The following is a 19,145-nucleotide window of genomic DNA, read 5'->3' as shown; positions in this document are numbered from 1 at the left end:
TGCCTGTGGGCAGAAGGAGAGCATTATGAATAAAAACTTATTAGGTGCATTCGTTTTAGCCGGTACATTATTGGTCGGCGGTGTAGCAAATGCGGCAAACTGGAACGGATTGGATAATTATCCTGAAGTTCCGAATAGTGCTAATGGTACGGAAACATATTACTTTGATAAAGCATCGCAGTTTAAAGGTATCGACGGCAGCCGTAACTATGTATTCGGCATTAATGTTGTAAATATGCATAATAACCAATATGGTGAAGCATCGTTGTTTAAATACATCGTTCATCCAAGCCTTCGTACCGTATATCGCTATGCTCCGGACGGACAGGTTTACCAAATCAATCCGGGTACAAATGAATACAATATGTTCTTGGCTACCTGGAAACAAGTTTACGGCACTAATTTCGAATTCCCTGCTTTATAATTGAGGGCATTTTGCCGTAATAATTACATAACTATTATTGGTGAAAGTTCTAATCGGGCTTTCACCATTTTTATTTATAGACCTTTTATTACTTTTCATGTGTATATTTTAATGATAAAATATATGAAATATTAACGTCTTTTCTTTCGGTATTGAACTGTATTGGTTATCGTTACGGTGGTGATATGTATCCATTGTGAATGGAGGTTTTTTTTATGTCTAAATCTGAATTCGCTCAAGCCTATACAGAGCGCATGTTTCCTGATATTGCGGCCCCGGCCGGTTATATTGATCCGGAATTTGAAGTATTATTTGATAACTTTGCCTTCGATGAGGTTATCACCGAAGAGGACCGCAATGTACCGTCGAAGGACCGTTTTCTGGCGATTCTCGCCACATTGGTGGGGGTTCAGGCCGTAGATGAATATGCATTGATGTTGCCTGCGGCACTTAACTTCGGACTCATTCCGGACGAAGTGGTGGAGCTCATTTATCAGGCGGTGCCGTACCTCGGTATCGGTCGCGTACGTCCGTTTTTCAAGGTGACGAATAAGATTTTCGATTACCGCGGTGAAATGATTCGGAATCCTGAACGCAGTACCGTTACCCGTGGCTCCCGTCTTGCAAAGGGCATTGAAAAACAGGTGGAAATTTTCGGTGAAAGCGTGCGTAATCTCCATCAGGAAGGCCCTGAAGAAATCCGACATATCAACAAGTGGTTGGCGAATATGTTCGGCGATTATTACACTCGTAAAGGCCTCAGTGTGGCCCATCGTGAGATGATTACGTTCTGTTTCCTCTCCGCTCAGGGAGGCTGCGAAGAGCAGCTCAAAGCCCACATACAAGGTAATCTGAATGTAGGTAACAGTAAACAATATTTGATTAATATCGCATCCCAGTGTGTGCCGTATATCGGCTATCCTCGTACGCTCAATGCGTTGCGCTGCATCCAGGAAAGCGCTACCGCATGGGAGGCGAAACAATAAAGGAGTTTTATGTTTGATTTTAATCCTGTACAGATTTTAGCCAGTATTCCGGCGATTATTATCGTGTTTTCGGTATTCGGCTATGCAGAAGCTAGAGTTGCGACCTGGCTCGGAGATCCTACGCCGCGCATGGCCGGTCGATTGACATTGTCACCGATGGCGCATCTGGATTTGTTCGGCACTATTTGTATCATACTTATCGGGTTTGGATGGCCTAAAGAGATGGCTATTAATCCGTCGTTCTTTAAGGATCCTCGTAGAGACATGACGTTGCTCGCTTTTTCCGGTCCCATAGCGGGCCTTGTTACGGGGTTTATTTTTACTTTTATTTATATATTGCTTAGTATGGGCAATCTAGTCCAATCGCAGGGCCTTTTTATGGTGTTGCAGTATATTATTTCATATAGTATCGGCATTTCTTTGTTCTGTCTGATTCCGTTTCCGCCTTTGCCGGGATTTAATATCATTTTACCCTGGTTGCCTGTAGAATGGCAGATGAGATATTATCAGTTGGGGTTACTGAATCTGTTATTTTTTATTATCCTTATTAATACGCCGATTATCTCAATGATTATTATTCCGTTGCAACATACGATTTTCAAAATGTATTTTACCGTTATAGGTATAATTTTGGGTATGTAACATCTATTTACATTTAAAACTATCGATATAGTTTGTAAGTTGTGATATACTGATTATAGAAATCACAAAATTTCGATATAGTTAATGAATGTATTCAAGTGAATAGATGAGGAATCATATGAATTTTGAAGAAAATACAGTGCCGGAAGCAATTCTGGACAAGCTCACGAAGGTGTGCACCTGCCGTAGTATTACGCGTAAAACGATTAAAGAAGCCATTTTGAATGGCGCTCATACATTTCCGGAAGTAAAAGAAGCAACGCGCGCAGGAACCGGCGCATGCGGCGGTAAGGGTTGCGGACCGCGGATCGTGAAACTGCTGGCGGAAATGCGGGAAAGCGGAAAAATTTAATAGGTTTGCAAATGGACTGTTCTAGGAAAGACTCCGGAGGCCACCTGCTTCGCAGCGCCAAGTCGTTTTCCTGGAACAGTCCATTTTTACATATTAACTTTCTTCCTAGGGAGGAGTAGTATTTTGCGGCGCTAAGTCGGTTTCAGCTAGGCATTTCCTTCTTTGCATTAAGCTTTTTCTGTGAGAATAGAGTTGATTTGTCTTGTGTATCTATTGACAGGGTTTCTGTTTCAAAGGACAATAAGTATATTGAGAAAAGGGGGGCTTTATGAGTTTATTTCGTTCTTTATTGATTGGCTTATCTGTCTGCATACCGCTTGTATTAGGCGGTTGTGGTCTGAATCCGTTTACACACACTTCGGAATCCGTGACGTATGAGTCTGTGGCTCAAAGCGAGCTTTCACCGGAAGAAAAGGTGGACAAGCTGGTGGCGTCCATGAGTGATGCGGACAAGGTGGGACAACTGTTGATGATCGGCGTTCACGGCACGACTTTGAATGATGATGCGAAATTCATGATTAACGAATATCGCGTGGGCGGTATTATTTTGTTTGACCGCAATATGGAGTCCAAGGAGCAGGTGCGAACGCTTATTACGGATATGAAGAAGACCGCCAAGGCTGGTGGTTTGACACCGCTGTTTATCGGGATTGACCAGGAGGGCGGTGCCGTGGCGCGCATGGAGGACGAGCTTGTAAAGGTACCGCCTGCGGAACAGCTGGGACAGCGCGATATCTCTGAAACGGTGGCGTTGGCGAAACAGTCAGGGGAAGAGCTTAAGTCCTTAGGGTTTAATATCAATTTTGCGCCGGACGCCGATTTGGGATTAACCTATGGACGTTCTTTCAGCACAAATCCTGATGAGGTCATCCGCTATGCCGGCGCTGTCGGTAAGGCTTATGATGAGGCGGGGCTGTGGTATTCATATAAGCATTTTCCGGGGATCGGCAAAACGGATGTGGATTTACATGCGGATACCAGCGTAGTGCCCGTGTCAAAAGAGGTGCTTTCACAAGAGGATACAAGAGTATTCGCATCGTTGATTAAAGATTCAAAACCAAATACATACATGATTATGGTTTCTCATGCAGTGTATTCGCAGATTGATCTCGATCATCCGTCCAGTTTATCGAAGACGATTATTACCGATTGGCTACGCAAGGACATTGGATATAACGGCGTTGTGGCCACGGACGATATGGATATGGGCGCATTGGCGAAACATTATGCATTTTCGGAAATGGCGGTACAGTCGATCCTGGCGGGCAGCGATTTGCTCCTGGTCTGCCATGAATACGAACATATGCAGGAGTCCTATAATGGGCTGATGAAAGCCGTCAAAGACGGGCGTATTTCTCAGGAACGCCTCAATGCGTCGGTGAAACGGATTCTGCTCATGAAAATGAGTCGGGATGCATGAGTTCGTGTCATATCTATAGTACGTGATGAAAATTATATACAGGAGTTTACATAACCGATGGAGAATTACTAAGTATAGTAATCCTCTGTCGGTTTTATCTTTTATATACGTTAGGAGTGATGTATATGGCTCAAAGAATGATATTAAACGGTACGTCCTATTTCGGGCAGGGTGCGATTCAGGAAATCGTCAATGAAATCAGGAATCGTCATTTTAGGAAGGCTCTTGTTACATCCACACCTGATTTATTTGAGTTCAAGGTGGCGACGAAGGTAACGGATTTGCTTGATGCGGCGGGAATCGAGTATGTCGTTTATGACGGTATCAAACCGAATCCGACCATTGAGAACGTAAAGGCCGGTGTCGAAGCCTGTAAAGCGGCCGGTGCAGATGTTATCGTCGCTGTCGGCGGAGGCAGCCCTATCGACACGAGCAAGGCTATCGCTACGATTATGACGAATCCGGAGTTTGCCGATGTGCGCAGTCTTGAAGGTGTGGCCCCTACCAAGAATCCTTGCTTGCCGATTATCGCGGTCACGACTACGTCCGGTACGGCGGCTGAGGTGACTATCAACTATGTCATTACAGATGTCGAAAAGAATCGCAAGTTCGTCTGCGTCGATCCGCATGATATTCCTATTGTGGCCATCGTGGATCCCGATATGTCCGCATCGATGCCGACCGGTCTATGCGCCGCGACAGGGATGGATGCGCTTGTGCATGCCGTCGAGGGTTATATTACGCGCGGTGCTTGGGAATTGACGGATATGCTCCATTTAAAAGCGATTGAAATTATCAGTCGCTCGTTACGCAGCGCAGTGGCCGGTGATTACGAAGGTTTTAATGAAATCTGCAGATTTAGTAAAAGAAGGCTATACATAATCGTATTTACAGGAACAGGACCTTTAATAAATGGCTGTTCCGAGCGATTATGTATAGCCTTTCTCTATGTGGTTATATATACTTTATGGGCTGGAGTTCGAGTGAAAGTGCTTTCACATGGAACTGTTTGAAATGTATAGATGTTAACTATAGGAATCCTGATTTGTCTCTATAGGCGTCATTGTGGCGGACAACCTTAAAAGGGGGTTATTGTTTCACGATTACGGATACACCGTCAGGGATAACCGTGATTTTGGCATCTTCACCGACCTTTTTCATTGCTGTTTGTAACGCCTGGTCAAAGTTATAGGCGTGTTCTAAATGCATATCCGTCAACATTTGAGGATCGCATTGATCTGTTACGACAATAACCGTGAACTGATCTAAGATTCTAGCCAGAATTTGCATTTCCCATTGATCGGGAATCGTTTCATTCCGCGGTACTTTGGCGATTCTGTCGAGCAATTCTCGCGGGGTGGTCGCATTTTTCAGATTTTCATATAAGGATTGCCCTCCATGACCGTCATTACATGCGGCAAGTATGATAATGACGCCGTTTTTCTTACAGGTGGCTTCGGCCGCTGTCATGCCTTTTACGGACTGGTAAATATTTTGATCTAACGGGTAGCCGCCGTTAGTAGTGACAACGATATCGGCAGGTACGGCTTTCACACTCGCTAAATCGGATACAAAGGCACAACCTTTTTCGTGAGCTTTCTCCATATCACCCGCAAAGGCGTTGATGATATGTTTATCGGCATCGATAACAACATTTAAAATAAAGGCGAGTTTAGCCGTACGCGCCGCATAGACCATATCTTTATGAATCGGATTGTTTTCAATGATACCGGTTCGTGCATAGGGGCTGTTGATGAACTCCGCACAATGGTTCGCCATGACCGTCACCTCCGATGCTATGCCCGGGAGTACCGATTTACGACCGCCCGAGAAGCCTGCGAAGAAGTGAGGTTCAATGAAACCTTCGGCGATTAACAGTTCCGTTTCGACGGCGATTTTATTGATAATACAATCGCCACCGGATGGGAGAACCCCGATTTTGACCATTTGGGATGCATCTCCCGAAATATGATTTACAATTTTTTCATGGGCCACGATATCCTCACCGAATTTATCGATCATTTCCTCTTTTGTGGTCGGTCTATGAAATCCTGTTGCCAATAAAATCGTGATGTCTATGGACGGATTTGCGCTGCGGATACGGCGTAACAGAATCGGCATCGTGACTTTGCTGGGAACGGGTCTCGTATGGTCGCTTGTAATGATGACCATATTTGATTTTCCCTTTACCAACTCTTCTAATGATTTACCCCCTATAGGATGATCCAATGCGGCTTCGACGAGTTCTTCCTGTGAAAGCTCAGGTTTGTATGAGTGTGCCCTGGATTCCAGTACGCCTGCAATTTGTGTTTCTGGAATCTGAATATCAACGGTGCTTTTAGAATAGGGAAGGTGAAACGTTTTCATTGGTGTTGCTCCTTACGTATATCAAACTACAGAACGATATACCTTCAGTATATTCTATAGAAATGAAAATCCGCTTAAAGAGGACAAAAATCTATCACAAGTGTACAAGTTCGTAGATATATTTTTACAATCAATATTCTTGAAAAAGTGAATACGGACAAGTATACTAATTATGAATATAACTAATATATATGCATTTAATATAAATTGAGAGATTCAGTTATTTTCAGGTCGTTATAAATATATGCTATAAATACAGTAAGGTATTATAATGCGGCATAGTATTAATCTGTATGGAGCGTGCGGACCGAAACGGTTCGAGGCGGAGGGACATAGTATGAAATTATGGAAATTGAATAAACGCAGTTCCACCTTAGCGGATATGTCCATGAATCGTATTCTGTTATCCGAATTGATTCTGAAAGGCGCCTTGGTCGGTGTCATCGCAGGGTTCGGCGGCGCCACATATCGCTATCTGATCCTCGAATCGGAGCATGTGCGGTGGGGGCTGATGGATGGAATTTCCCTTGAATGGGCGTTAATTTGGCTCGCAGGGATGATTCTATTTGCCTTTATCGTGGACCGCCTGCTACAGTGGGCGCCGTTGTCTGGCGGATCCGGCATTCCTCAAATCGAAGGGGAAATGCTGGGTTTGTTCGATATGAAGCCGTATCGTACGTTCGTATCCAAGATGATTGGCGGCGTGCTGACGGGCTTTGCGGGGTTTTCAGTGGGACGGGAAGGCCCGGCCGTACAAATCGGCGGCTCCGCCGGTAAAATCGTGTCTTACTGGATGAATTCGGGCCTACGGGAACAGCGTATACTTACCTCCGCCGGTGCTGCGGCCGGTTTGACCGCCGCCTTCAGCGCTCCCGTGTCGGGGGCGATGTTCGTTTTTGAAGAGGTGCATAAGAGTTTTTATCCGTACCTCGTCATTCCTACCTTTGTGGCGGCGTTGATTTCCAATTACATTACGGTCAGTATTTTCGGCCTCGAGCCGGCGCTGGGCTTTTCCGTGACGACGGGGATGCCTCTGGAGTATTTCCCGTCTCTTCTCGGTGTGGGCGTGTTCACCGGATTGTGCGGCGTTTTTTTCTGCCGTATGATTTTCGCGTTTAAAAGGTTCTTTGATTGGCTCGAATGTTCCCGATTTTTGAAATTAGTCATTACATTTGTCGCCGTGGCGGCTATCGGATTTGATTCGCAGCTGTTGTTGGGCGGCGGCAATGATCTGGTGGGGCATTTGGCATTTCAGTCGCATGGGGTGTGGCTCCTTGCGGGCATCGTCGCGGGCAAGATTTTGTTGACCACGTTCTGCTATGGCAGCGGTGCGCAGGGGGGCATCTTTTTGCCCATGCTCGTTATCGGTGCGGCGACCGGTGCCTTTTGTGAAAGCCTCCTGTCGTCACTGCATCTTATTTCCGGTGAGTTTGTGCCGCAGTTCGTCATTTGTGCAATGGGCGGTATGCTGGCGGCGGCAATGCGAACTCCGATTTTAGCAATCCTGCTGGTTCTTGAAATGACGAACAGCTTTTCAAATATTTATGCCATCGGTATCGTGACCATTGTTGCCTATTTGGTAGCGGAACTGTTGAAAGAACCGCCAATTTACGACTCCTTATTGCGGGCTATGAGCGGACAAAGCAATCTGGAAGCGGTGCAAACCTTCTTTCAGACGAAGGTGCCTGTGGTGGCACCGTATATTGGCAAACAACTGCAGGATCTGGGTGTGCCTGACGGGACTTTGATCGTCAGCATCAGACGAAACGGGACATATATCGTGCCGTTGCGGGATGTGGTGATTGAGGCCGGTGATGAATTGCAGGTTTCATGCGAACGAGGGCGCCTCAAGGAGGCTAAATCGTTTTTTGCATCCAGTATGTAATGCTGTTGGCTGTAGCCGAAGTTTTATTGATATGAACTTAATATATTGAAAATACACCGGCAGGAAAGCCTCCAAAGCCACCCCTTGCGGCGCTAAGTCGTTTTCCTGCCGGTGTATTTTATTTACTTATAAAACTTCGGCTACAGAGGCGCCAATTGTCTCAATACTGTTTACAAAAACGATTGCTGATGTTTCTAATGGCGCCTCTTCTCGCATGAAACTAAGAGGGCCTCCAAAGCTGTTTGATTTCACGTGGATTTTATAGATTGATTATACGGTTCGGTGCTATACTTAACATATATATGAGTTCTGGCGGCTACGGAGGGTTAATCATGAAAACGTATACTTTTCCTTATGATTATAAAAAGCTGGATGTGTCTCTTGATGAGCGTTTCGTTTCGGGCGTGTTGGAGTCAAATGCGGCTTCGTATCAGGCTGAGTTGAGTCAGAGCGAGTCGGTAGAGTATGCTTTGGACCATCCTGTCAACAGTCCTCCGTTGGAAATATTGGTAAAAGGTAAGAAGAATATGGTGATTATCACGAGTGACCATACGCGGCCGATGCCAAGCAAGGTGACATTGCCTATTTTGCTTCGCCGTATCCGCGCTGTGAATCCCGCGATTGATATTACGATTCTGATTGCCACAGGCTTTCACAGGCCCATGACTCATGAGGAGATGGTCGCCCGTTTCGGCGAGGATATCGTTAATCATGAGACGTTGATCAATCATGATTCCGAGGATGATGCGAACATGGTTGAAATCGGTACATTACCGTCAGGGGGCAAATGTATTATCAACAGATTGGCTGTAGAGACGGAGTTATTGATTGCGGAAGGGCTCATCAATCCTCATTTCTTTGCGGGATTTTCCGGCGGACGTAAATCGGTACTGCCCGGTGTGGCATCTAAGGTGACTGTTCTTGCCAATCATTGTGCCGAATTTATTGAAAGTGAATTTTCGCGGACCGGTATCATCGATGAAAATCCGATTCATAAAGACATGCTGTATGCCGCTAGAAAAGCGGATTTACAGTTTATTCTCAATGTTGTCATCGACAGAAAAAAGGAAATCATCAAAGCTGTTGCCGGTGATTGCGTAGATGCCCACAAAGAAGGGTATGAATTTATCCGTTCTTTATCGTCGGTGAAGCGCATCCCTGCGGATATCGTCATTACCAGCAACGGCGGCTATCCGTCGGATCAGAATATTTATCAGTCCGTAAAGGGGATGACAGCGGCCGAGGCATCCTGTAATGACGGGGGCGTCATCATTCTGGCGGCTTCCTGTAAAGAAGGACATGGCGGACAGGCTTTGTATGATGCGATTAAGGGCATGGACAGTGCACAGCAGATATTAGATGATATTCACGGTGTTCCAAGGAATGAGACAAAGCCGTATCAATGGAAAATTCAGATTCTTGCAAGAATTTTGAATCATTATTCCGTTATCGTGGTGACGACCGACTGTGATCATCAGGTGATACGGGATATGCATATGATACCGGCTTCCACGCTGGATGAAGCGGTATCCATTGCGAGAGGAATTAAAGGCGAGGATGCATCGATTACGATTATTCCGAACGGAACCACGGTTATTGTAGAGTAGAAATCATTCAGGTTTAGAAATTTGTTTTAATTGAGGCTAAAGATTATCTTATACTGAGGTTACTGAGGCTAAGTGTATCTTATACAGAGTATCTATGATACAGGTAGAGTATCTACGTTACAGGTGCAAAGTTCAGTATGAATCATAGATTATTTCGTATGTTGGAATCTGTACAGTTTGAGGAGGATGTCGATGGAGCTGGTTGATTATTTAAAACGCTTTGAGCGTTTAGCCATCGCATTCTCCGGCGGTGTCGATTCATCGTATCTGTTATATGCGGCTGTGAAAGCGGGCCTTACGGTGCAGCCCTATTTTGTGAAATCTCCGTTCGTTCCGGATTTTGAAAGGGCCGATGCATTGCGTTTGGCCGCGTCTCTGGGCGTTTCGGTACAGGAAATAACAGTTGACCCGTTGAGGGATGAAAGGATTGTCGCCAATCCGGATAATCGCTGTTATTACTGTAAACAGCATGTATTTAATGCAATTATCGAGGCGGCGAATCATGACGGCTTTCACTATGTGGCGGACGGCACCAATGCGAGCGATGAGTATGATGATCGTCCGGGCATGAAGGCGATTCAGGAACTCCACATACATTCTCCTCTTAGGACGTGCGGGCTGACAAAGTCCATGATTCGAAACGCATCGCGTGAGGCGGGGTTGTTTACGTGGAATAAACCGGCGTATGCGTGCCTTGCTACGCGATTTCCTGCGGGGCAGAGGATTACAAGGGATGGACTTCGCAAAGTGGAAGAGGCGGAGGGATATCTTTTTTCGTTGGGATTTTCCGATTTTCGCGTACGATTACTTGGCAATATAGCTAAAATTCAGGTGCCTCAATCGCAGTTGGAAAACGTATTGCAATATAGGGAGCTCATAATAAAACAGTTGAGTCCTTTGTTTGATGCGGTGTTATTGGATTTAGAGGTGCGATGATGAGTCAGGATGTACGTACTTTGTTAGAGGCTGTTAAAAATGGAACTGTCGATATCGATACGGCATTGCTGACCTTGAAGCAGGCGCCGTTTCAGGATCTGGGCTATGCTCATGTGGATCTGCATCGCACCGTGCGCCAAGGTGTACCCGAGGTTATTTACGGTGAAGGTAAAACCGTTGAACAAGTTGTCGGCATTATCCAATCCATGAAAGCCAACGGAATCGATAACATATTGGTGACACGATTGCCGAAAGCGATGGCACAGGCCGTTCAAACGCAGATATCACAGATCATGCAAACGCATGTATCTCTACATTATTATGAGGCCGGACGTATCGGCATCGTCGGTGATATGCCCGTTGAAAAGACAAGCAGTCATATTGCGGTTGTGACGGGCGGTACCAGCGACTGTAATGTGGCGGAGGAATGTGCTCTGACGGCGGAATTTTATGGAAATTCGGTACATCGCATCTATGATGTGGGCGTGGCCGGTATTCATCGTCTCCTTCATCATCTGGATGAGCTGATGAGTGCTAAGGTTATCGTCGTTATCGCCGGAATGGAGGGCGCTCTTGCCAGTGTTGTAGGCGGGCTCGTGGATGTTCCGGTGATTGCCGTGCCTACCAGTGTCGGCTACGGGACGGCTTTCGGCGGTGTAACGGCGCTGTTGTCCATGCTTAATTCCTGTGCCAGCGGCATTTCCGTGGTAAACATCGACAACGGATTCGGCGCCGCATATATGGCGAATATGATTAACCATATCGGTGAAAGCGAGTGATTGCATGGGTTATGAGTAAAGGGTAACGATAATGAAGCGGTTATTTTTAGACTGTCAGATGGGGGTCGCCGGGGATATGCTGACGGCGACTGTATTGGGACTGACGGACGATCCTTTTCGATGGATTGAAAGATTAAATACTGTCGGCATCCCCAAGGTGACTTATCGATTGGAACCGAAGGAAGAATGCGATTTACAGGGGTATCATTGTACGGTTGCCGTCGACGGTCATATAGAGGATGAAGATATAATTTCTGATCATCGTGATCATCATAATTATAGTCAGCACAATCATGATCAGCAGGCTTATGGCCATGAGCGACATGATAGTCAGCAGCATCATGAACAGGATTATCATCACTTACATCTCCATCACTCACATTCTCATCATACATTGTTGGATGTTCAGAAAATTATTAATGGCTTGTCCTTACCGGATGAGGTAAAACTCGATGCTTTGGCGGTGTATCGGTTAATTGCCGATGCGGAGGCTGAGGTACACGGGACAGATGTGAATATGATTCACTTTCATGAGGTCGGTGCCTATGATGCCATCGCCGATGTGGTGGCGGTATGTTATGTATTGTATTATCTTGCGTTCGACCGGATTATGGTGTCGCCCATTCATATGGGATATGGTACGGTGCATTGTGCTCACGGCACATTGAATGTACCGGCGCCGGCCACGATGAAACTGTTACAAGGCTTGCCGTGTTATACGGATTATCAGGTGGAAGGCGAACTTTGTACGCCTACAGGGGTTGCGCTATTGCGATATTTTGGAACGGATTTCGGACCGATGCCCGTGATGCGCGTTGAATCTGTGTCGTATGGATTCGGAACGAAGCCATATAATCGACCTAACTGTGTACGCGCCTTTGTGGATACGATTACATTGAAAGAAGATACGGCTGGACATTCCATTGAGAATTCTGAGCGGAGGAATGCACGCGATGTGACCGATGCCCTCTATAAGGATGATGAAATCATAGAGATTCAATGTAATATTGATGATATGACGGCGGAGGAAATCGGATATGCGGTGGAGAAACTGATAACATCTTCGGCGCTCGATGTCTTTACTACATCCGTTATGATGAAAAAGCAGCGTCCCGGCACGATGATTACCGTGTTATGTCATGAGGAACATCGCGCTGAGATAGAACAGTTGTTGTTGAAACATACCACAACGCTGGGGCTCCGCTTTCAGAGAAAGGAACGACACATTTTACATAGAGAGTCCGGTTCTATCACGCATAAGGGGCAGGTTATCAGGTATAAAAAGGCCTATGGGGCTGACGGGACATCGATTAAGTATGAGTATGATGATCTTGTAACGGCGGCCGAGGCTTTGGGTATAAGCTTATTGGAATTGAAGCGGCAGCTGTAGGGAGACTATTGTATCCCCGATATATCAGGGAGGTTGTATTATGATTGATAATCCGTTTGTATTCTATTTATTTTTTATGATCGTCGGTTTTTTTACGGCCATGTTAGGGACGATTATCGGCGCCGGTGGAGGTCTCATTTTTGTGCCTTTATTCATGTACTGGTTTCCTCAGTGGTCGCCGTCGATGATCGTGGGCACGTCTTTATTTGCCGTTATGTGTAATGCTATTTCCGGTTCGCTGGCGTATATCAGGCAGAAAAAGGTGTTTATCAGCGCCGCTCTTATTTTCAGCCTGGCCACCTTTCCGGGCGCCATTTTAGGGGCGCGTATGTCCGCCTGGTTCTCAGGCCCTGAATTTATGTTTGCCTTCGGGTGTTTCCTGGCCTGTGTATCTATTTTGATCGGATTTAAAAATTTCCGTAAAGGCGAGCGTCAAGCGGAGTCCCTCACGCTGGATGAGGTTACCTATAATAAGCCGCTAGGCATCGCTATCAGCATTGTGGTCGGCTTTATATCCAGCATCTTCGGTATCGGCGGCGGGCTTATTCACGTGCCGGCGCTTATCTATCTGATGAGCTTTCCCACACATCTGGCGACGGCTACGAGTCAGGCCATTTTGGCGGTATCCACCATGGTGGGCGTTATTACACACTTCCTGTCGAACCATATCGTATTCAGCATTGCTATTCCTGCCAGTTTCGGCGCTCTGTTCGGGGCCCAGGCGGGGGCACAGATTGCAAAACGTCTGAAAGCAAAGGTCATTCTGGCATTGATGAGTGTCTGCGTATTCGCACTGGCGGTGCGGCTGATTATCGGGTCCGGCATTTTGTTCTGATATGGTGTCGATTTTGTAGAATGTTTTGTAAAATGTGTTTATGCTGAGTTATATAGTAGATCTGTTTTTATTTTGCTATGAAAAAAAATCATACATATTTGTAATTGAGAATGTAATGGATAAAATATATATACATGAAGGTTTTATGTATATATATTGCTATCTGATTCTTGTAGGGTTATATATGTTCAAGTCCCTATCTATATGGATTTAGAGATACTTTTTTATTCGTGTATATCTGATCCGGATGGATAGGGGCCTTTTTGCTTTACATGTGGAGAAATCGGTACATGATAATGCGAATGAGATGTACTTTCAACATATAATTTAAAAGGCGTATCGATATCGATAATTATTGGAAGAGATATAAATTATGCATAATTGTGGTAGGCATAATGAGAACGGCGTATACTAAATTTATAAAGATTTCCTTAAGCTGGGATTGGAGGTTATTCAAGTGAATTCATTAGTAAGAGATTATGACCGTTTTGCCAAAGAGGCGCAGGAGATTTGTAAAGATCGTGTGTATACGGATTATCTGAGACGTTATGCATATGGCGTGGATGCATCCTGTTACAGCTATTTGCCGAAGGTTGTGGTGAAAGCGCAGGATGAGTCCGAGGTTCGCCGCTTGATTCGTCTGGGTCAACAATGCGGTACGCCATTCGCATTCAGGGCTGCCGGTTCGTCCTTGTCCGGTCAGTGTTCCTGTGAAGATGTACTCATCGTATGTAATGACGGTTTTAAAAAGATGGAGGTTCTGGATAACGGCCTTGCATTAAAATGTGATTGCGGTGTAATCGGTTCTGATGCGAATGATATGCTACAACCGTATAATCGCAAGATCGGACCTGATCCGGCAACCATTGCGACTGCTCTGATTGGCGGTATTTTGAATAACAACTCATCCGGCATGTGCTGCGGTACGGCACAGAACTCATACAAGACAATCCGTTCCATTCGCGTCGTATTGTTGGACGGAACGATTCTCGATACATCGGATCCGAAGAGCGTCAAGCAGTTCCTCAAGGAAAAACCGCAAATGGTGGAGGATATTTTGCAATTGCGCAAAGATATCTTAGCAGATGAAGAATTGACACACATGATTCATCATAAATACAAGATTAAAAATACTACCGGTTACGGCTTGAATTCACTTGTTGATTTTGAAGATATTATTGATATTATCAATCATCTGTTTATCGGCTCCGAAGGCACGTTAGGTTTCGTGTCCGAAATCGTGTACAATACCGTTGAGGACGTGCCTCATAAGGGGTGCGGTCTCATGTTCTTCCGCACATTGAACGACGCTTCTCTCGCGGTTGTCGCCCTTGCCAACATGGGCCGCGAGAAGGTCGTCGCTGCGGAAATGATGGATTACCAATCGCTCTGCGCGGTACAAAGTCTTGAAAATGTGCCGGCTTTTCTTAGCGAAGTACCGGAAGGTACCAGTGCGATTCTGTTCCAAACTGAAAGCTATTCAAAGGAAACGGTGGATGCGAACTTAGCGTTTATTAAAGATCAGTTGAAGGATATTCCGACGGCTATGCCGAGCCTATATTCCCAAGATCCGAAGGAATATGATTCGTGGTGGGCTATCCGCAAGGGCATCCTGCCGATTGTCGGCGGGCAGCGCAAGAAAGGTACAACGGTTATCACCGAGGATGTGTGCTTCAAAATCGAGGACTTCACCAAGGGCATCGAAATGATTACGGAGCTATTCCATAAATATGATTTTGTGGACGGCGGCGTTATTTTCGGTCATGCTTTGAGCGGGAACGTGCATTTTAATATCACCCCCGATTTCAGCAATCCTAAGGATACCAAGAATTTCGCCGATCTGGTGAAAGAAATGTCCGAGCGCGTATCCGGATTCGGCGGCTCCTTGAAGGCGGAACATGGTACAGGTCGCATGGTCGCTCCGTTTGTTGAAATGGAATGGGGCAAGAAGGCGTATGAAATCAATCGTCGTATCAAGGCCATCTTCGACCCTACGGGCATCTTGAATCCTGATGTTATCATTACCGATGATCCTGATGTGTACAAGAAAAATCTGAAAGCGCAATGCGTTATTGATGATGCTTTCACCATTTGTATGGAATGCGGTTTCTGTGAAAAGCATTGTCCGAGTCGCAATTTAACATTGACACCGCGTCAACGCATCGCGTTATTGCGTGAAACGAAACGACTTGAAGCGGAAGGTAATTTCACGCTTGCCGCTGAGCTTAAAAAAGGTTATCAGTACTATGGAGTGGATACCTGTGCGGCATGTTCCATGTGTAAAGGTCTATGTCCGCTCAGTATCGATACGGCGCAGATTGCATTGTCCATGCGTAAAATCGATCCGCCTGCACCGAGTCTCGCGAAGACGATTTACGATAATTTCGCGACGACCCTTGATATGTGCCGTGCCGGCGTGAGCCTTGAAGGCATTGCCGGCGCTATCGTGACGAAGAAGGCGATTTCAAAAATCACGGATGGTTTACATGGCGTGACCGGAATGACGCCGTACTTGCCGAAGACGACACCGAAGGCGAACCGTTATAAATTGAAGAACCGCATCAAGCCTGGCAATTTTGAACGGGTCGTATACTTCAGTACCTGCGCCAACCGCGCGTTCCGTCCGAACCAGGGCTATAACGATGAACGAAGCTTGCAACAGGTTTTTGAAAGCTTATGCAGCAAAGCTCATATCGATGTGGTGTATCCGCCGCATATTGAAAACCTCTGCTGCGGTCTCAGCTTTGAAAATTATGAAGATATCGATAAACGGGCGCTCAAGGATCTTCATGATGCATTGATGACTGCCTCCGAAAACGGTAAATATCCTATCGTAATCGACCACAGTGCATGTTTCAGCCATGCTTTCAAACATATTACGGATTTGGAAATCAATGATATTTCCGAGTACTTGTATAATCATGTGGTGCCGCGCCTTGATATCCGTAAATGCGATGAACGTGTTCTCGTACATAAACAATGTAAGATTAAATCCGCCGGCAAGTCCGAATATATTGAGCAGCTCGCAAATCTTTGCTCCGATCATGTATTCAATATCAAGTCGTTCGCTTGTGACGGTTTTGCGGGACAAAAGGGGTTCTTTACGCCGGAGCTCAATAAATGCGCTACGAAAGACTTGTCCGGCGAGGTGGCCGAATACGGTGTGACCCTTGGTGTCAGCTCCAGTTCGACTTGTGAAATCGGGCTCGGTGAAAACTCGGGCATTCCGTTCGTCGGCATTGCGTATCTGTTAGACCGGTGTTCTACAAGTAAAAAGTAATAAATTAATGAGTTACAGATGTAAATTATCTGAGATATAACGAAAAGGACGAGTTACCTGAACCGCATCTCCGGAAATTGTGTCTAAATCGGTAGAATTGATAAGCGGGGTGTTTTATGAGATCTGCTTTATTATGTGTATATTTGCTCGTAAGTTTGCTTGGTGTCTGGGGGTGTGGCGTCGATAGAGACCGGACGCAGGAGACCGCTACGGCCACAACGGTGGAGAAGTCCAAGGTGAATGAGGACTCCGATTCACATGTAACGGCGGCCAAGTCGGCCCTTTCAGCGGGCGATTACGACAAGGCCGTACAGGAGGCCACCGCATCGATAGCGGCTCATGCGGGCAATGCGGAGGCGTATTCTGTGCGCGGCATGGCGGAGGCGCTACAGGGGGATACGGACAAGGGTCTGCAGGACACCAGGAAATCTTACGATTTAGATTCCGATAACGTGGCCAATTATTACAATATGGCGATGGTCTATAAATTGCAGGGCCGCTTGAACGAGTCCAAGGAATGGTTTGAGCGTGTATTGGAAAAGGATCCTCGTAATACATGGTCCGTTTACGGTATCGCCACCATTTATGCGGATCAGGGGGATGATGTAAAAGCTCTCGACTGGCTGGAACAGGCGATTAAAATCGATCCGTCCGTGAAAGCCGTGGCAGCGGAGCAGGATCATTTTATGAAATACCACGGTCAGCCCCGCTTTGAAGCATTGATAAAATAATTTATATAGTAAAATAGCCCTTCCACTATGAAGGTCGCCCTACCATCAGATCAAGTTCAATCTGATATCAGGGCGGCACAAAGATGTTATTCTTTAATAGCGGAGGGGCTATATTGTTTATATGTTGAATATATATTTTACCTGTTCCGTTGCAACTGATTCGACATCGTAAAGATGACGAGGGCGAGCCAGATACAGGAGAAGGCGATGATGTTCGTCGTAGTGAAGCTTTCACCGAAGTAGAAGATCGCCAGGAGTAACGCGATGGTAGGCGATACGTATTGCAGAAAGCCGAGTACATTAAGCGGTAACAGGCGGGCGCCATACGAAAACAGTATGAGCGGAGCCGATGTGGTCAGGCCCGATCCGATGAACAGCAGGGTCGTATTCCAGTCCGTGCCGAAATAGGACCATGACGATGTGTCGATGAACGTCGTGTACAATACGGCGAGAGGGGTTACAATCCATGTTTCGAGGGCGATGCTCGTGAACGGATGGATGATCAGTTTTTTCTTTACCGCACCGTAGAGGCCGAATGAGACGGCGAGGGCCACGGAAATCCACGGCAGAGAGCCCAGTTGCCACGTAAGGAAGGTGATGCCCAAGGCGGCGATGCCGACACTGAGCTTTTTCGGAAACGTGAGGACCTCTTTGAAAATGATGACGCCCAACAGTACATTGAGGAGCGGGTTGATATAGTAGCCGAGACTGGTGTCCATAACATGATTATTCGCGATGGCCCAGATATAGGTGCCCCAGTTGAGGCTGACCAGTAATGCGGTGCATAGGAGCAGTTCGATTTGTGAATGATGTGTCCATAAATGGTGGCAGTCCTTTTTGAATTGTGTAAAATTTATGCCCATAACGATGAAAGCCATAAAAATGCCGGACCATATGATGCGATGAGCCAGTACGGTATAAGGGGAAATGTGCTGTAACAGTGCCCAGTAAATAGGGAGTAATCCCCATATGATATAACAGCTGAGGGCCATAAGCAGCCCTTTTTTATCTGTGTGTTCCATAGAATAGATGCCTCCTGGTAAATATGATTTATTATAGCATTATTCATGTGCGATGCGAATATATTACTTTTAGTTATGCTGTATGCTTTTTACATATAATATAAAATTAGGTACTTATGAATTGATTTTATAAATGTTGACTGGATGCAGTGTTTTACACTATATTTAAGGGAGAACAACAAAATATTGAGAATAGGTGTCACAAGACTTAATAGAGAAATCGGTATAAGCCGATGCGGTCCCGCCACTGTAAGGACGAGCCTGCTTTCATAATGTCACTGGAGCAATCTGGGAAGGCGAAAGCGAGGCGATGACCCCGAGCCAGGAGAACTGCCTATTTGATAATCACCGTTATGTACCTACGAGCGATAGGAAGGGGATTGAGGTATACTGCTTAGAGGTTTTTGTGTACCTTTCAACAAGAAACCTAACGTGTCACTCCAGGGTGGCACGTTTTTTGTTGCCATTCGGGAGGGGCGTATTAGGAGC

15 protein-coding genes, 1 pseudogene and 1 riboswitch are annotated in these 19,145 nt (G+C 45.9%); of the genes and pseudogenes, 14 read left to right on the top strand and 2 right to left on the bottom strand.

The window, feature by feature from the left end; genetic code table 11:
* The first annotated feature begins 25 nt into the window (after positions 1 to 25).
* The 6 genes and pseudogenes from CKV62_RS09205 to CKV62_RS09180 form a co-directional block, all read left to right on the top strand.
* The gene (locus tag CKV62_RS09205) at positions 26 to 424 is read left to right on the top strand and encodes a hypothetical protein (protein ID WP_038117515.1); all 399 of its coding nucleotides are present in this window, start codon (positions 26 to 28) and stop codon (positions 422 to 424) included.
* Between the two features lie 215 nt (positions 425 to 639).
* Positions 640 to 1,410, top strand: coding sequence for a carboxymuconolactone decarboxylase family protein (locus CKV62_RS09200; protein WP_095066642.1), 771 nt, complete (start codon positions 640 to 642; stop codon positions 1,408 to 1,410).
* A gap of 9 nt (positions 1,411 to 1,419) precedes the next feature.
* Positions 1,420 to 2,052 (top strand): site-2 protease family protein, encoded by a 633-nt coding sequence (locus CKV62_RS09195; protein ID WP_095066641.1) that lies wholly within the window; start codon positions 1,420 to 1,422, stop codon positions 2,050 to 2,052.
* Between the two features lie 118 nt (positions 2,053 to 2,170).
* Positions 2,171 to 2,404, top strand: a complete 234-nt coding sequence (locus tag CKV62_RS09190; RefSeq protein ID WP_095066640.1) for a (2Fe-2S)-binding protein — start codon at positions 2,171 to 2,173, stop codon at positions 2,402 to 2,404.
* A 268-nt stretch (positions 2,405 to 2,672) separates the two neighbouring features.
* Positions 2,673 to 3,824, top strand: coding sequence for a glycoside hydrolase family 3 N-terminal domain-containing protein (locus tag CKV62_RS09185; RefSeq protein ID WP_095066639.1), 1,152 nt, complete (start codon positions 2,673 to 2,675; stop codon positions 3,822 to 3,824).
* Between the two features lie 125 nt (positions 3,825 to 3,949).
* Positions 3,950 to 4,663 (top strand): annotated as a pseudogene (locus CKV62_RS09180) (iron-containing alcohol dehydrogenase); the annotation flags it as partial.
* 250 nt (positions 4,664 to 4,913) lie between these two features.
* On the opposite strand, the gene larA (CKV62_RS09175) reads toward CKV62_RS09180, so the two are convergent.
* Positions 4,914 to 6,191, bottom strand: coding sequence for a nickel-dependent lactate racemase (gene larA / locus CKV62_RS09175; RefSeq protein ID WP_095066638.1), 1,278 nt, complete (start codon positions 6,189 to 6,191; stop codon positions 4,914 to 4,916).
* A 337-nt stretch (positions 6,192 to 6,528) separates the two neighbouring features.
* Here larA (CKV62_RS09175) and CKV62_RS09170 point away from each other — a divergent pair, with 337 nt between their 5' ends.
* The 8 genes from CKV62_RS09170 to CKV62_RS09135 all read left to right on the top strand — a co-directional run bounded on the left by CKV62_RS09170 (position 6,529) and on the right by CKV62_RS09135 (position 17,634).
* Entirely contained in the window at positions 6,529 to 8,076 is a 1,548-nt protein-coding gene (locus tag CKV62_RS09170; protein WP_095066637.1) for a ClC family H(+)/Cl(-) exchange transporter, read from the top strand.
* Positions 8,077 to 8,408: 332 nt separating this feature from the next.
* A complete protein-coding gene (larA, locus tag CKV62_RS09165; protein WP_095066636.1) occupies positions 8,409 to 9,683 on the top strand; it encodes a nickel-dependent lactate racemase in 1,275 nt (424 codons plus the stop codon).
* Between the two features lie 192 nt (positions 9,684 to 9,875).
* Positions 9,876 to 10,619, top strand: a complete 744-nt coding sequence (gene larE / locus CKV62_RS09160) for an ATP-dependent sacrificial sulfur transferase LarE (protein ID WP_095066635.1) — start codon at positions 9,876 to 9,878, stop codon at positions 10,617 to 10,619.
* The gene (larB, locus tag CKV62_RS09155) at positions 10,619 to 11,398 is read left to right on the top strand and encodes a nickel pincer cofactor biosynthesis protein LarB (RefSeq protein ID WP_095066634.1); all 780 of its coding nucleotides are present in this window, start codon (positions 10,619 to 10,621) and stop codon (positions 11,396 to 11,398) included. The genes larE and larB overlap by 1 nt, the downstream gene beginning before the upstream one ends.
* A gap of 31 nt (positions 11,399 to 11,429) precedes the next feature.
* Positions 11,430 to 12,788 carry a nickel pincer cofactor biosynthesis protein LarC gene (gene larC / locus CKV62_RS09150; protein WP_095066633.1) on the top strand — a complete coding sequence of 453 codons (1,359 nt, stop codon included), beginning with the start codon at positions 11,430 to 11,432 and terminating at the stop codon, positions 12,786 to 12,788.
* A gap of 40 nt (positions 12,789 to 12,828) precedes the next feature.
* Positions 12,829 to 13,623 carry a sulfite exporter TauE/SafE family protein gene (locus CKV62_RS09145; RefSeq protein WP_095066632.1) on the top strand — a complete coding sequence of 265 codons (795 nt, stop codon included), beginning with the start codon at positions 12,829 to 12,831 and terminating at the stop codon, positions 13,621 to 13,623.
* Positions 13,624 to 14,080: 457 nt separating this feature from the next.
* Positions 14,081 to 16,903, top strand: a complete 2,823-nt coding sequence (locus CKV62_RS09140) for an FAD-binding and (Fe-S)-binding domain-containing protein (RefSeq protein ID WP_095066631.1) — start codon at positions 14,081 to 14,083, stop codon at positions 16,901 to 16,903.
* Between the two features lie 116 nt (positions 16,904 to 17,019).
* On the top strand, positions 17,020 to 17,634 hold the full coding sequence (locus CKV62_RS09135) for a tetratricopeptide repeat protein (protein ID WP_095066630.1): 615 nt from the start codon (positions 17,020 to 17,022) through the stop codon (positions 17,632 to 17,634).
* 137 nt (positions 17,635 to 17,771) lie between these two features.
* Here the strand turns inward: CKV62_RS09135 and rarD are convergent, their stop codons facing one another.
* The gene (gene rarD / locus CKV62_RS09130; RefSeq protein ID WP_095066629.1) at positions 17,772 to 18,656 is read right to left on the bottom strand and encodes an EamA family transporter RarD; all 885 of its coding nucleotides are present in this window, start codon (positions 18,654 to 18,656) and stop codon (positions 17,772 to 17,774) included.
* Between the two features lie 177 nt (positions 18,657 to 18,833).
* Positions 18,834 to 19,008: riboswitch (cobalamin riboswitch) on the top strand.
* Positions 19,009 to 19,145: the final 137 nt, after the last annotated feature.

Source organism: Veillonella rodentium (assembly GCF_900187285.1).
GTDB classification, from domain to species: domain Bacteria; phylum Bacillota; class Negativicutes; order Veillonellales; family Veillonellaceae; genus Veillonella; species Veillonella rodentium.
This window is presented reverse-complemented; position numbering and strand designations above follow the sequence as displayed.